The sequence below is a fragment of the Streptomyces sp. NRRL S-31 genome (assembly GCF_000718775.1).
Lineage (GTDB): Bacteria > Actinomycetota > Actinomycetes > Streptomycetales > Streptomycetaceae > Streptomyces.
In genome coordinates, this window is the sequence record NZ_JOCB01000076.1 from 1 (window position 1) to 14,282 (window position 14,282).

The window sequence follows — 14,282 nt, forward strand, 5'->3', positions numbered from 1 at the left end:
ACGGGTGCCCCGCCTCGGACCGGGGCGGCCCCGCGTCCGGCCCGACCACGTCATCGGCGACAAGGGCTACAGCTCCCAAGCGATCCGGGTCTGGCTCAGACGGCGGGGCATCGGTCACACCATCCCGGAACGGTCCGACCAGATCCGCAACCGGCTCCGGCGCGGCCATCGCGGCGGGCGCCCGCCGGCCTTCGACAAGCACCTCTGCAAGCGGCGCAACGTGGTCGAACGCTGCTTCAACCGCTTGAACGCCACCCGTCACGACAAGACCGCCGAGTCCTACCAAGCAGCCGTCACCCTCGCATCGCTCCTGATGTGGGCCTGACATATGAAGACAACTCCTAGTGCCTCGCGGGTCTCGGCGGCCCGGCCGGCGCCACTGGCCGGTCCGGCTGGAGGCGGCACCGCGCGCCCTGCCGGAGCAGCGGCGCCGGTACTCGGTCCTGCCGCTGCCGCACGGCTACCGCGAGCCCGAGCCGGCCGTACCCGGCTCGGTCGTCCCCTCGGACCGCTTCCGGGCGGCCGTCCGGCGCACCGGTGTCGGCGCAGCCCGGGGCATCCCGCTCCTGTCGGCGGAGCTCGTCCTGAAGTACGCCTCGGACCTGCGGCGCCTGATGACCGGCTGACACCGGCACGGCGAAGGGCCCTCACCCGGCGTGGCGAGGGCCCCGGTGTGCGCGGGCGTGAGACACCGGCGGGGAGGCCGGAGTGGGTCAGACGCCCGCGATGGACTGGATCCAGGAGCGGTACGCGGTCACGTTGGTGTACGCCGTGTTCGTCTGGCGGTCGCTGGTGGAGGCGACGCCGACCTGGACGCCGTTGGCCATCATCGGGCCGCCGGAGTCACCGCCGGCGGTGATGCCGTCGCCCCGGTAGGCGCAGATCGCCGAGCCGCCGTAGGCGTCGGTGCAGCCGCTGCTGACCGTGACGTTGGCGACCTTCAGGTAGCGGGACTGGCAGTTGATCTCCGAGCCGCACTGGGAGGTGGCGCCCCAGCCGTACACCTGCACGCTCTGGCCGACCCGTACCGTGCCGGGCTGCCCGAGGGAGGCGTAGGTCGTCGAGACGGAGCGGTCGAGACGGACGAGCGCCAGGTCGGCGCTGTGGGTGTACGTCTGGACGCCGTTGGCCACGGTGCCGCCGCTGTACTGGTCCAGGCTGCCGACGCGGAACGACAGCGCGCCGCCGGCCACGCAGTGTTTGGCGGTGAGGACCCAGGTGGGGGCGATGATCGTCGCCGTACAGGTCTCCTGGCCGCCGGAGTACAGCCGGGCGGCCCAGGGGCCGCTGCCGGCGTACCCGCCTCCGATGATGGGCTGCGGTGTCGTGGTGGCCGGGGCCGGTGCCGCCGAGGCGGTGGGGGCGAGCAGCGCGAGGACGGAGACCGCTGCCGCGGCGAGAGCGGGCGCAAGCCTTGATATACGCAAGGTTCCTCGATCCGGAAGGCACGTACGGGGACGCGCACGTGTGGGGTTGACGGCCTCGCGGCCGTGCCCACGGGAACGCCGCCGACGGACGGCATTCGCGTCATGGACATGACCTATAGTCGGGAAGGAACCGTGACCGGGGTACTAGCACCTCGCCATAACACCCGCGTTATGGCCGCTCCAAGGCCGCCGGCACACCTCCAGGGCGAAGGAGCCGAAGTCGTCGACGAGCCACCGCGTGTCCGCGCAGGGGCCGTTCCCCGGCGCCGGGCGCGGACCGCGTCCTCGCCGTCCGCGTCGCGCCGCGTGGCGTCCGGCACCGCCCGGCCGCCCGCCTCGCCGGCCATGACCACGATCAGTCCGGCGGGCATGCCGCGGGCGCGCTCGGCCAGGGTGTCCGTGACGCAGTCGGGGTGAGTCCGAGGGGCCCTGTCCGTCGCCGGAGTAGACGACCGGGTTGCCCCGGGAGAGGAACATCAGCTCGTGGGCGAAGCGGTCCCGGCGCAGCAGTTCGACGTCGTGGGCGCCGGGATGGTCCTGGGCGACGAAGGTGCCGATGGTGGACCATGTCGTGGCTGCCGAGGAAGGTGACCTGGCTGTAGGCGTCGGTCCGGCCGGTGGTGTAGCGGTAGTCCTGGGCGAAGACGTGGGCGAGGTCGTCCGCGGGGCCCGGCACCGGTGGGCCGGGCCGGGCGGTCGTCGTCGGTGCTCGCCGTCGGATGCCGGTGAGCACCGTCCGTCGTCGGTGATCGGGGTGCGTCGTCGGAGAGGGCGGTCAGCCGCGCCAGGTGTCGTTCAGCGTGACCGTGCCGGTGGACGGGACGGTGGCCGTACGGTTGGCACCGCTCTCCCAGGTGACGTTGCCGCCGGCGTCCTTGCGGATGTACTTGTACTCGAACGAGGTGCCCGCGGGCAGGGACACGTCGAGCTTCCAGACGGGGTAAGCCGCCGGGTCCAGCTTGAGCGCGCCCGCGGTGTTCCAGCCGCCGAGGGCCGCGTTGCCGCCGACGACGTAGACGTTCTGGCCCCACCGGGTGGTGGCGTTGACGTGGAAGGAGGCCCCGGCGGTGAGGTCGGGGCCGGGGTCGGTATCGGCGCCGCAGTTCTTCGCCCCCACGTGCAGGGCGAGGGCCGAGCCCGCGCCCAGGCTGGCGGTGAACTGCCCGGACGAGTTGACGGTCACCCCCTTGCCGCTCTGCACGTCGCAATAGCCGCCGGCGGGCAGGGAGGTCTGGAAGGTGCGGCTGAGCGTGGAGCCCTCGTGGTTGATGACGACGTACGCCTTGTCGCCGCGGCCGAAGGCGATCTGGTTGCCGCCGTTGTCCCACCAGTCGGTCACTGCGGTGCCGGCGGCCGTGTTGCGGAACTTGACCATGCTCGCTATCTCGCGCCAGGCGTGCTGGCACTTCCAGCCGTCGGTGTAGCAGGCGTTGACCTGGCCGTTGTCGGGTCCGCCGGCGCCCGTGTCGGTGAACTCGTAGCCGGAGTGGACGTCGGGTGAGCCATAGGGCCAGGCCAGCATGAAGACATGGGCGAGGGTGTAGTCGGCGCCGTCCTTGTAGGTGAGGCTGCCTCCGTTGCGCTCGGTGTCGTGGTTGTCGACGAAGACGGACGCCTTGCCGCTGGAGACGTAGCCCCAGGGCTCGCCGAAGTTCTTCAGCTCGGCGAGCTTCTCGCCTGTGAAGACCCGCTTGAGGTCGTAGGCGTAGTGGAACTCCTGGACGTCGCCCGTGTCGTAGAACTCGGGCGGCTGGACGGCCTCGCCCGCGGCTCCGATCGTCTCCTGCTTCCAGTACACGCCCGGGTTGGTGAGGCGGGACTTGATGTCGGCGAGGTCGTCCTCGGGGATGTGCTTGGCCGCGTCGACGCGGAAGCCGTCGACGCCGAGGGAGAGCAGGTCGTTCAGGTAGCCGGCGATGGTCTTGCGGACGTACTCCTCGCCGGTGTCGAGGTCGGGCAGGCCGCCCATCTCGCAGTGCTGGACGTTCCAGCGGTCCGCGTAGTTGCTGATGGACGTCGTGCAGTCGTCCATGTCGGCGGCGGAGTACGTGCCGGGGTAGTCGTACTTGCTGAAGGACGACCCGGCGGTGCCCGTCCCGGAGGCGTTCGCCATGTGGTTGATCACGGTGTCGGCGACGACCTTGACGCCCGCCGCATGACAGGTGTCCACCATGCTCCCGAAGGCCGCGCGGTCGCCCAGTTTGGTGCCGATCCTGTAGCTGACGGGCTGGTAGGAGGTCCACCAGGAGGTGCCCTGGATGTGTTCGTTCGGCGGGGAGACCTGGACGTATCCGTACCCGTCGGGGCCCAGTTCGTCCGTGCACGCCTTCGCCACGGACGAGAAGTTCCATTCGAACATCACCGCGGTGACGTCCTTGGCGCCGGGCGCGACGGCCTGCGCCGGCGTCGGACCCGTGACGGCCACAGCGGCTCCCGCCAGGGCGGCGAGTGCAGCGGCCACGGTCTTTCTGGCCATGATTGCTCCAGTGGGGAGGTGGGGTGGTACCGGAGGTCAGCCGTCAGCCTCGTGTGACAACGCGCCATGCCGGAGAAGGCCGTTCGACGGTTCTTGCTGCAAGAAATTGCGGTCGAGACCGTACGGCGCGGCCTACCCCAGGTCAACCCTTCCCACCGAAAAAGCGGTTCGGCACGGAACATCGGGAAGGCGCTGCATGCAAAGCCTTTCGCAACGGTTTTCAGGGTGTTACCTTCAACCGACTCCGGCCCCCGGTCGCGGGGTGCGCAGTTCGCGCCTCCCCGACGCGCCCGGCCGAGCGGCCGGAGTGTCCGTGCGGCCCCGGCGGGTCAGCCTCGTCCACGCCGCGAACCAGCCGACGCCGGCACCCTGGCGGTGGTCAGCGGGGGGCGCACAGGGACGCGTCCACCGCCTTCTGGAGGTGCCGCAGGCTCGCGCCCTCGGCCGCCCGGGTGGTGGTGTAGACGGTGACGGTGCCGCGGTGGGCGGAGGCCCGGCCGCCGCCCACCGAGTCGCCGGGCAGATCACCGCCATGGCCCCAGTAGACGCCGCCGCAGCTGAGCGGGATCGAGGCGACGCCGTATCCGTAGCGGCTGCCCGCCGGGTAGACGTCGTGGCCGCCGACGTCGGTGGTGTCCCGGGTCATCAGGCGCAGCGCCCGGCCGGGCAGCAGCCGGCCGCCGAACAGGCCGTCCCAGAAGGCGTTGAGGTCCTCCGGCGTGGAGACCAGACCGCCGGACGCGCCGAACTCGTACCCGGGCAGCTCGGTCACGTCCACCCGGCCCGCTTCCGGATGTGCCGGGTGGACACCGTAGTTGCGGGCGTGCGGTCCGCGCAGGGACAGCTCGCCGGGCGCGGGCCAGTAGGTGTCGTCCAGGTGCAGCGGGCGCAGGATCGTACGCTCGACGTAGGTCCGGAAGTCCGTCCCCGAGACCTTGTCGATCACCATGCCGAGCACCAGGTAGTTGGTGTTGGAGTAGCCCCAGTCGGTGCCCGGCTCGAAGACGGGCTCCGCGCCGAGCGCGAGGGCCAGGTAGTCCTCGGGTGTGCCGGGCCGCCCGTTCCAGTCGACCAGCGCGGAGTACTCGGGCAGTCCGCTGGTCTGCTTGAGCAGCTGCCGTACGGTGACGGCGCGTTGCGCGAGCTGTGGCACGTAGGTGCCCGCGCGGGCGTCCAGCCGTATCCGCCCGTCCGCCACCAGGCGCATCACGGCTGCCGCGGTGAACGCCTTGGTGTCGCTGGCCAGTCGCAGCCGGCCGGTCTCGTCGGCCATCGGGCGGCCGGACTCCAGGTCCGCGACACCGGCGGTACGGGTCACCCGGCCGTCGAACGCGAGCGCCCCCGGCACTCCGTCACGGTCGACGAGCAGGTCCAGCTGCCGCTGCACGGGGTCGGCCGGGCGGGCCGCCGCGACGGGGGCGAGGGCCCCGGTGAGGGTCACGGCCAGCGCTGCTGCTGCGGCCAGGCGTCGACGGTACATACGTGTCTCCCTGGGGGTGGTCCGGCGGGCGCGGCGCGGTCCGCGCCCACCGGCAACCCTGTCAGGAACCCGGCGCGAGAGCGTTCCGACCTGCCCCCGCATCCGTGGTGTGTGAACCCCCTTGACAGAACGGCGGGGCGGGGCCACGCACGGACGCGGGGCAGCCGGGGAAGGTCCCCTGCGTCCCCTACATCTCCTACGTCCCCTACGCCTTGCCGAAGGCGATCAGGGTGCCTTCGTCGGCCGGCACGAACAGCCGGCCCCCGGCCGTGGCGATGCCCGGGACGACGAAGCCGCGCCAGTCCTCCTCGGCGAGGACGGTCGACATGGACGGCGGCGCGGGGTAGCGCCGGTACGACCACACGGCCTCGCCCGTCTCCGCGTCCAGCACGACGAGGCGGCCGTCGGCGTCCTGTACGTACACGTAGCCGCCCGCCACCAGGCGCACGGTGGCCGCGCCCACGGAACTGGTGTACGTCCAGGCGGCCTTGTACGTACCGGTGCCGAGCGCGCTGACCGTACCGTGGTGGGCGACGTACACGCGGCCCGGGCCGAAGACCGGGGTGGCGTCCGCGGGCAGCTCGCGCACGGCCGCGCCGGTCTTCCGGTCGTAGGCGGTGACCGTCTCGTCGTCGCTGTCGCTGCTGCGCATCCAGGCCGCGCCGGCACCGAGCGCGACCGGGTTGCCGTAGGCGCCGGAGACGTCGGGCACCTCGAAGCGGTGCAGTTCGGCGCCGGTCTTGAGGGCGAGGTGGTGCCAGGCGATGCCGTCGAAGCCGATCCACACGCCGGAGCCGTCGACGACGGTCGGCCCCTCCGAGTAGTCCGCGAGGGGGGCCGTCCACACCCGGGCGCCGGTGTCGGCGCGCAGCGCCAGCGCGGTGCCGCGGCCGTCCTGGAGGTAGAGCAGGCCGTCGTACCAGACGGGCGGGTAGTGCATGGAGGCCGAGTCGAGGGTGACCGACCACTGCCGCTTCCCGGTGGCCGGGTCCCACGCGGCGATCGTGCCGCGCGCCGTCTGCGTGTAGAGCAGGCCGCCCCCGTACGACACCCCGGCCTGCGGCTCGTTCTGCTCCAGCCGGACGGCCGGCCACAGGTCCTCGCCGGTGGCGGCCCGGACCCCGACGAGCATCATGCGCGGGCCGCCCGCGGTGCCGTCGTCCGCGTTGACGACGGCGTACACGCGGTCGCCGACCGCGACCGGCGCGGAGACGACGGTGCCGAAGTCCCGGGACCACAGCTTCTCGTACGGCGGGGCCGCCGTGGCCCCCACGACGAGACCGTCCGCCCGGCTGTCGGCACGGTAGCCGAGCGTGGCGTCCGCCAGCTCGGCCGCTGTCGCGGTCCGCCCCGGCACCTCAGCGGCGGCCCGCGGCGAACCGGTGAAGGTCAGCAGCGAGACGGCGGCCAGGCAGACCGCGCCAAGTCTGGTACGGGAACGGTGTGTTGTCGCTTTCATCGAGGTACCCCCTGGTCACAGAGCCACCCGGTCCGGATGGCCTCACCCCACTACCCCCACAAGAACTCCACATGCACCCCGTGCCGGGGGCCGCGCGGGCGGGCGCGGTGACGGCCGCACGGCAGGGGCGTCCGGGGCGGTCCCGCACGGTCGGCTTCCCTGACCCGGCCGACCACCGGGGCTGAGCCGTTCGGGTGATGACGGCGGGGCTCGTCCTGGGCCCGTACCCCGCTGCCCGCGGGGCCGGCGGCGCGAACCGCGTGCCGGGCGCCCCTGTGGCCGGGCGTGCGGACGCCGGGTGGTGGCGGTTCACTCGGAAGGGACCGCATCGGGCGCGGACAGGAAGGCCACGGCGTGACGGGACACGTGGGTCGGGTGGGTCGGGGTGCGACGGTCGCCGTGCTGGCGGCGGTGTTCGCCGCGGGCGCGAACGGGTGCTCGGACGACGGCGGCTCCGCGTCGGGTGCCGCGAGCAAGGCGGCCTCCGCGGCGGCGTCCGTGGGCTCGCGGGCGGCCGAATCGCTGGCGTCGGCGACCGCCGAGGCCCGTCGCAGGCTCGACTCCGTCAGACACGGCGTCGCCGCCAAGGGGGACGTCGCGCTCGGTACCGCGGGCACGGACGGCAGCGGACACGGCACCGTCGGTGTGACGGCCGACAACACGACGGACAAGAAGAAGTCGTTCGCCGTCCAGGTGAACTTCCGCGACGCCGGAGGCGATCTGCTGGACGTGGTCGTGGTGACCGTACCGGACGTGGCGGCTGGCCGGACCGGCACCGCGACCGCGCGCAGCAACCGCAAGCTCTCCGGCCCGGTCAAGGCCGAGGTCGGCAACGCCGTCCGGTACTGACGCGGGGGGCGCGGCCGGTGGTCCGGCCGCGCCGTCAGACGGCTCCCCGGGGCTGCGCGGCGTCAGACGGCCGCCCGGGCCGGGGTCCGCTGTCCGGGTGGCGGGGCGGCGGCCAGGAACTCCACCACCGCCAGCAGGAACAGCAGGCACAGCGCGATGCCGACCACCACCCAGCCGGTGGGGTACGGCCACACCAGGTAGACCAGCAGCGACCCGGCCACCAGCAGCCAGGTGATCCAGGCGCGGTGGCGGTGCGCGAAGGGGCCGACGGGACCGGTGCGCAGACCGGCGCGGTCGGCCGTGGCGCGCACCGCCCCGATGCCCGAGGTCCACAGGCGCCGTACGAGCCCGGCGTACCGGCCCGGCCCGGTGAGCCAGGCGCCGAGGGCGACGACGACGCCGAGGGCGATGACCATGCGCACGGTGGTCCGCAGGAAGTGGGTGAGCGCGTCGTAGACGGCGCCGGCCGCGTCCGGGGAGACGTCGGCGGGCAGCCGGTCGAGGTAGATGACGCGGAACACGCGCAGCCCGATGCCGAGGACGCCGGTGGCGACGACGACGCCGAGGCCGGCCGCGACCAGGGCCCGGCGCCGCCGGGCGGACAGCAGCACCCCGGCGGCGAGCAGCAGCACGGCCAGCACCGGCAGCCAGTTCCCCGCGATCTGCAACAGCCTGACGTAGGTCTTGGCCTCGCCGATCTGCGGGGACCGGACGAGTGTGAAGTCGGTGTGCACCGCGGGAATGTGCCCGGCGACGCTCAGTCCGGCGTCCACGAGGCGCTGCTTGACCCGGTCCACGAGCGGGCCGAGATCGAGGGTCACGGTGTCGTCCGTGAGCTGGACCGCGCCGCCGCCGCTGCCGGTGAGGGCCTTGTCGAGGGAGCCGTGGATCCGGCGGTTGGCGTCGGTCCAGACGGACCGGAACGCGTCCGAGGCGGCGACCTCCCGGGCCTTGTCGTGGACGAAACTGCGTACCGCTCCCTCCAGGGAGTCGCCGAGTCTGCCCCCGAGCGCCTTCTCCAGCAGGGGGCGGTCCCCGGGCGCCGCGTCCGCGAGCAGGGCGGGCAGGTCGATGTGGCTCATCAGCGCGTCGGTGACCCGGTCGGCGACGGCGTTCTGCACGGCGGGGTCGGACGCGAGCGGGGCGACCGTGTCCACGTACCGGTCGGTGTCGCCCACCTCGTCGGCCGCCCACGCGGCGACCGCGGAGAGCGGGGCGAGGACGCACCCGATGACGATGAGCACCGCGGCGACGAGTGACCTCGCGTGGTGCCGGGGCCGCCGGGCCCGTTCGCCCTCGAGAGCCGCCACCCGCCCCCGCAGCACCTCCAGTTCCGACCGTTCCGCGCGGTCGTCCGCCCGGCCGCCCGGCCGGTCGTCCCCCTGGCCGGGCGCGGGACCGTCGGCCTGGCCCCCCGTGTGGTCGCTGCCTTCCGCCACCGTTCCTCCCGGTCGATCCGGCGCCTGTGTCTGCCAGCCGACCCGCAACGGAGCGGCCACGCGAGCAGTGGTACGCCGTCCGGGTCGCGGGAGGCGTCGCGGTGGCCCCGCAGATGCGCGGGTGCCTCCGGCGGCGGCCCGAGCGCCGGTGGCCACCCGGTACCCGCCCGGCACGGCTCGGCTTCGCCGGGGGCGTGGCGGGGGGCGTGGCCGTGCGCGAGGCCGGGACCGTGCCCGTCCCGCCGTCCCGCCGTCCCGCCGTCCCGCCGTCAGAGCGTGTGGTCGCGGATGCGCGCGAGCAGGGCCCGTAGCTGTTCGCGGTCGTCCGCGTCCAGGGCCGCGGTCGCCTCGGCGAGGGAGAGGCGGTCGATCTCCTCCGCCTCACGGTGACGGCGCAGACCCTCCTCGGTGAGCCGGAGCAGGAACGCCCGCCGGTCCCGGGGGTGGCGCACCCGCTCCACCAGGCCGTCTCGTTCCAGGCTGTCCACGATGGTGGTCGCGGTGCGGGCCGCGATGCCCGCCATCTCGCTCAGGTCCCGCATCCGCAGCGGCTCCCGGGCCCGGGCCAGCATGCGCAGGGCGCGCAGCCGCGCCACCGACGCTCCCTTCTCCCGCAACCGGGCCTCCACGAACTGCCGTAGCCGGTGCGTCGTCTCGTACAGCTCGTCGATGAGGATGTCACTGCTGCCCTGCACTGCCATGGCGCCCAGTCTCCCCCGTCCCGCGTGGTGAAGGCCATATGCTGAGCAAACTCATACTGAGTATGCTCAGCATATGCGCCGACGTCACTCCGTGCTGTCCGCCCTGCCGTCCCGTCTCAGCCAGCGCCTGGTCGTTCCCGTCGTCTGCGTCAGCGTGACGTTCATCGCGATCGTCGACGGAGCCATCACCACCGTGGCACTGCCCTCGATCGCCCGTCAGTTCGGGCTCACCACCCCCGCGCTGGACGGGGTGGTCGTCGTCTACCCGGTCTGCCTCGCCATGGCCATCCCGGCCTCGGCCTGGCTGGTCGAGCGGTTCGGCGCCAAACGCGTCCTGCTGACCGCCCTGTCCGGGTTCCTCGGCTCGTCGCTGCTGTGCGGGGCGGCGGCCGGGCTCGGCCCGCTCGTCGCCTACCGCGCGGCGCAGGGCGTGTCGGCCGGTGTCCTCTTCCCGGCCTCCGCCGCGCTGCTGTTCGGCACCTTCACCACCGCGGAGCAGATACGCGTCTCCCGCTACATGATCATTCCGCAGCAGATCGCCCCGGCCGCGGCCCCCGTCCTCGGCGGGCTGCTGGTCGACCACCTGTCCTGGCGGTGGGTCTTCTACGTCAATCTGCCGGTGGGCCTGCCGGCCGTGCTGTTCGGCGTCCTGTTCCTGGCCGGGGACCGCGGCGGCCGGCCGGGCCGCTTCGACCTGCCCGGTCTGCTGCTGAGCGCGGGAGGTCTGGGCACCGTGATGTTCGGCCTCTGCGAGGGGCCCAACCGCGGCTGGTCCTCCCCCGCCGTCGTCACCACCCTCGTGCTCGGTACGGCCCTGCTGGCCGCCACCGTCGCCGTCGAACTGCGCACGTCCCGTCCCCTGCTGCGGCTGCGCCTGTTCGCCGACCGGCTGTTCCGGGACACCAACCTGATCAATCTGGTCGGCCTCGTCCCCATCATGGGCGCCCTGTACCTGGGTCCGCTCTTCCTCCAGCAGGCCCAGGGCCGTACGGCACTGGAGTCGGGCCTGACCACCTTCCCCGAGGCGTTCGGCGTCCTGCTGACCGTCCAGCTCGCCGGCCTCCTGTACACCAGGGTCGGTCCGCGCCTGATCGTCGGCTGCGGTCTGACCGGTGTCACCGTGGTGCTGCTGCTGCTCGCCCGGTGCGACGCGGACACCGGCCTGTGGGCCTTCCGTGGCTGCATGTTCCTGTTCGGAGCCGCCATCGGCTGCTTCTTCATGCCGACGACGGTCGCCTCGCTGGCCACGGTCGACCGGACGGACACGGCCCAGGCCACGATGCTGAACACCGTCGTACGGCAGACCGGTGGCGCGCTCGCGCCGGCGGCGGTGACCACCGTCCTCGTCCTCGGCGCCCCGCCGGAGGCCGCCGCGGCCCCGCCGCTCGCGGCGTACCAGCACGCGTACCTCGCCCTGGCCGCGATCGCGGCGGTGACGGCGGTCTTCGCCTTCACCCTGCCCGACGGTCCCGCCCGTTCCGCCACCCGCGGTGACACGGGCACGGCCGGGCGGTCCGCGCCGCTGCGGCGACGCCGCCGCCGGGACCGGGTCGCCCCCTGAACACCGCCCGCGTCCCGGGGTCGTGGCCGCACCGGTGTCCGGGCGCGCGGTCCGGTGGGGGGAGGGTTCCGGCTCACCGGTAACCTGCGGGATCGTGATGCGCGCGTGGTCTCTGCCGATGGTGCTGGTGGTCTGCGGTTCGGTCATGGCGACCGGGCTGGTCCGCGGGGGCGACCCCGCCGGGGCCGCAGCACTGCTGCCGGTGTTCCTGCTGCTCGCGGGCGCGTGCTCGCCGCTGGTCTTCCCGAGGTCGCTCGGCGCGCTGGAGGCACGGCGCCGGAGCGCGGTCGACGGCCGGCCGGTCGTCTTCTGGCGGCCGGGCTGCACGTACTGTCTGCGTCTGCGCGTCCGGTTGGGGCGCGATGCCCGCCGGCTGTACTGGGTCGACATCTGGCGCGACCCGGCCGGGGCGGCGGCGGTACGCGAGGTCAACTCCGGCGACGAGACCGTACCGACCGTCTTCGTGGCGGGCCGGCCCCATGTCAACCCCGATCCCGCGTGGGTGCGCCGACAGCTCGCCGAGGCCACCGAGGCGTGAGCACGGGGACCGGCTCAGGCACGGGCAGAGCCCTCGCCGACGCCGGTCACTTCGCGGCCGGCGGCATCGCGAACACACCACCGGTCATCCGTCCCACCGTGACCGGCCGTCCCGCTGCCGCCGCCGGGCGGGCACCGAAGCGTTCACGCACGGGTACGCCAGGGCTAAAACAGGTAATGTTCTTCTTGTCGGAACGGGGTGCTCAGGTACACACTCGGTCCGGTGGGCAAAGGGCCCGGCTCCTGCCAGAGCCAGACCCTCCACGCAGATCACGAGCCCGGTCGCCTAGCAGCGGACCGGGCTCCGTGCGTACGGAGTTCCGGCGCGACCGTCCCATGTGTGGGCGCCCTAGTGGACGAACTGCCCCACCGTGGCGATGATCGCCACGAGCACACCGGCCGCGGCCAGCCCGACCGACCACCTCTCGGGGCCGGTCCACCGCCTGCGCGGCTTGCCCATGTCAGACCTCACCACTGTTTCCTCCTTCTCCTCCTGCCGCCCTGTCCGTCAGGGCGTCCGCCACCCTCCGCACAGAGAGCCACGGAGTCCGAGAGGAGGATCCGGTGAAACGAACACAAGCATCGACACCCAAGTGGGCCCAGGTCAAGCCCAGTTGATGCATTGGGGAAGATGACCGGAAAGGCTCTTCACTTGTTCAGCACAGCGACGACGGCCGGTGACTGTGCGCAACCAACGCGGACAACACCATCCCCTCACACCCCCGTACACCCCCGTCGTCAGCCGCGTGCGCCGCCGGCACTCGCGACACCGGCCTGCTCCCGGGGACCACCGGCCTCTTCCACCCACGGAGTGCGTCGGCGGGCGTGGAACCCCTCGGCGGCCGTGGCGCCCGGGACCGCGTCGGACCGCGTTCTCCCCGCGCCGGCCGGCGGACGCCGCGCGTCCCGCGCCAGGCGGCCGCCGTGGCCGACCGTACCCGCCGGGACTCCGGTGGCAGGCCCCTCGCGGCGGCACTAGAGTGGAAGACAAACTCTCGGTCACCACTCCCCACTCCGGTCAGGGGGCGGCCGTGGGCGCGCGTTCCTCGCGCCGTGACGCCATGGGACTGTCGAGAGAAGGCGAGCCGTCATGGTCGCTCCGTCCAACGTCCGGTTCGGCAAGACCAACGAGGACGTACGCACCGTACAGAAAGCCCTGATCGCCCGGGGCCACGAGATCCCCGACGGCGCCACCGGCCGAGGTCACCTACGCCGACCCCCACGACGACGTGGGGGAGGACGCGATGCGCCGGTACGCCGGCACCGCGTGCCGGCTGACCGGCATGGACCCGAGGTTCGGCGTACCGGCACTGGTCACCATCGCCAAGCGGGAGTCCGCCTACAACAGTCCGCGGTTCCGGGTGAACGTCACCGACGTCAACGCCCGAGGTCCGGTCGCCCCCGACGGACACCGGCAGAACTGCTCCCGGGGCGCCACCCAGTGCATCCCGACCACCTTCGCCGCCTACCACCAGGCGGGCACGGCCACCACGCCCTACGACGTGGTGGCGGACATGTGCGCGACCGTCAACTACGTGCGCGCCCGGTATCACGTCAACCGGTCGGGCTCGAACTTCGCCGCCCGCGTCCAGCAGGCGGACCCGCACCGGCCTCCCCACCCGTACTAGGACTCCCGTCATGGTCGCTCTGTCCAACGTCCGGTTCGGCAAGACCAACGAGGACGTACGCACCGTACAGAAAGCCCTGATCGCCCGGGGCCACGAGATCCCCGACGGCGCCACCGGCCGTGCCGGGTCACCGGGTGACCTTCGGCTTCTTCAGACGCGGTCCGTACGCCTGGAAGCCGGACGGTGTCGGCCGGCACACCGGCCAGGACTTCGCCGCCTCGACCGGGACCCCGGTGGTCGCCGTGCGCAACGGCACCATCGCCTGGTCGAACGGCAAGGGGGGCGCCTACGGCCAGTGGATCGGCCTGCACGCGGACAACGGCCATGTGTACACCTACTGCCACCTCTCGCAGCGGCAGGTGCGGACCGGGCAGAAGGTCGCCGCCGGACAGCAGCTCGGCAAGGTCGGCATCACGGGCAACGTCACGGGTCCGCACCTGCACTTCGAGATGTCGAAGGGCCCCAGCTGGTCGTACGGCAACGTCGAGAAGCCCAACTGGTGACGTGCCCGCGCGCCCGGCCACGCCCAGCCGTCCGGCACGGTTGAGACGCGGTCGAGGAGGCAGTCGCCTGCCACCGTGCCGAACTCACCGTCCAGGAACGGGAGTCGGGGCAGCGTGCCGCCCGGGTCGACGGCGGCGCCGGTGGGAGAGCGGCGCACCGGGCCTGGTCCCCCGGGACGCGGTATACCTCCCGCGCACTCCTGTTGATCATATGACCAATTT

General features: G+C 73.0%; 14 protein-coding genes. 7 read left to right on the forward strand and 7 right to left on the reverse strand.

Features of this window, described 5'->3' with window-relative positions:
* Together IF37_RS0126615 and IF37_RS0126620 are read left to right on the forward strand one after the other, a co-directional pair.
* Nucleotides 1-325, forward strand: a 325-nt coding sequence (locus tag IF37_RS0126615) for an IS5/IS1182 family transposase (RefSeq protein WP_030747611.1), incomplete at its 5' end; no start/stop codon positions are given.
* 19 nt (nt 326-344) lie between these two features.
* Nucleotides 345-626 (forward strand): hypothetical protein, encoded by a 282-nt coding sequence (locus tag IF37_RS0126620; RefSeq protein WP_030747614.1) that lies wholly within the window; start codon nt 345-347, stop codon nt 624-626.
* 87 nt (nt 627-713) lie between these two features.
* On the opposite strand, the gene IF37_RS0126625 is transcribed toward IF37_RS0126620, so the two are convergent.
* The 4 genes from IF37_RS0126625 to IF37_RS0126640 form a co-directional block, all read right to left on the reverse strand.
* Nucleotides 714-1,427 carry a trypsin-like serine protease gene (locus tag IF37_RS0126625; protein ID WP_030747618.1) on the reverse strand — a complete coding sequence of 238 codons (714 nt, stop codon included), beginning with the start codon at nt 1,425-1,427 and terminating at the stop codon, nt 714-716.
* A gap of 775 nt (nt 1,428-2,202) precedes the next feature.
* Nucleotides 2,203-3,903 (reverse strand): carbohydrate-binding module family 20 domain-containing protein, encoded by a 1,701-nt coding sequence (locus IF37_RS0126630; RefSeq protein WP_030747621.1) that lies wholly within the window; start codon nt 3,901-3,903, stop codon nt 2,203-2,205.
* A 379-nt stretch (nt 3,904-4,282) separates the two neighbouring features.
* Nucleotides 4,283-5,383, reverse strand: a complete 1,101-nt coding sequence (locus tag IF37_RS0126635) for a serine hydrolase (protein ID WP_030747625.1) — start codon at nt 5,381-5,383, stop codon at nt 4,283-4,285.
* A gap of 205 nt (nt 5,384-5,588) precedes the next feature.
* On the reverse strand, nt 5,589-6,842 hold the full coding sequence (locus IF37_RS0126640; protein WP_030747629.1) for a PQQ-binding-like beta-propeller repeat protein: 1,254 nt from the start codon (nt 6,840-6,842) through the stop codon (nt 5,589-5,591).
* Nucleotides 6,843-7,217: 375 nt separating this feature from the next.
* Between IF37_RS0126640 and IF37_RS0126645 the strand changes: the two genes are divergently transcribed.
* Nucleotides 7,218-7,691: a hypothetical protein gene (locus IF37_RS0126645; RefSeq protein ID WP_030747632.1), complete on the forward strand. Its 474-nt coding sequence runs from the start codon at nt 7,218-7,220 to the stop codon at nt 7,689-7,691.
* A 62-nt stretch (nt 7,692-7,753) separates the two neighbouring features.
* Here IF37_RS0126645 and IF37_RS0126650 read toward each other — a convergent pair whose 3' ends face one another.
* Both IF37_RS0126650 and IF37_RS0126655 read right to left on the reverse strand, forming a co-directional pair.
* The gene (locus IF37_RS0126650; RefSeq protein WP_030747635.1) at nt 7,754-9,022 is read right to left on the reverse strand and encodes a membrane protein; all 1,269 of its coding nucleotides are present in this window, start codon (nt 9,020-9,022) and stop codon (nt 7,754-7,756) included.
* Nucleotides 9,023-9,399: 377 nt separating this feature from the next.
* Entirely contained in the window at nt 9,400-9,831 is a 432-nt protein-coding gene (locus IF37_RS0126655) for a MarR family winged helix-turn-helix transcriptional regulator (protein WP_030747638.1), read from the reverse strand.
* A 154-nt stretch (nt 9,832-9,985) separates the two neighbouring features.
* On the opposite strand from IF37_RS0126655, the gene IF37_RS0126660 reads away from it, so the two are divergent.
* Together IF37_RS0126660 and IF37_RS0126665 are read left to right on the forward strand one after the other, a co-directional pair.
* Nucleotides 9,986-11,392, forward strand: a complete 1,407-nt coding sequence (locus IF37_RS0126660; protein WP_253915859.1) for a DHA2 family efflux MFS transporter permease subunit — start codon at nt 9,986-9,988, stop codon at nt 11,390-11,392.
* A 94-nt stretch (nt 11,393-11,486) separates the two neighbouring features.
* Nucleotides 11,487-11,930: a glutaredoxin domain-containing protein gene (locus tag IF37_RS0126665; RefSeq protein ID WP_030747644.1), complete on the forward strand. Its 444-nt coding sequence runs from the start codon at nt 11,487-11,489 to the stop codon at nt 11,928-11,930.
* A 348-nt stretch (nt 11,931-12,278) separates the two neighbouring features.
* On the opposite strand, the gene IF37_RS46420 is transcribed toward IF37_RS0126665, so the two are convergent.
* Nucleotides 12,279-12,401, reverse strand: a complete 123-nt coding sequence (locus IF37_RS46420; protein ID WP_301540350.1) for a hypothetical protein — start codon at nt 12,399-12,401, stop codon at nt 12,279-12,281.
* A gap of 772 nt (nt 12,402-13,173) precedes the next feature.
* Between IF37_RS46420 and IF37_RS0126675 the strand changes: the two genes are divergently transcribed.
* Nucleotides 13,174-13,557 (forward strand): hypothetical protein, encoded by a 384-nt coding sequence (locus IF37_RS0126675; protein WP_052845382.1) that lies wholly within the window; start codon nt 13,174-13,176, stop codon nt 13,555-13,557.
* Nucleotides 13,558-13,691: 134 nt separating this feature from the next.
* A complete protein-coding gene (locus IF37_RS39725) occupies nt 13,692-14,060 on the forward strand; it encodes a M23 family metallopeptidase (protein WP_253915854.1) in 369 nt (122 codons plus the stop codon).
* Nucleotides 14,061-14,282 lie beyond the last annotated feature (222 nt).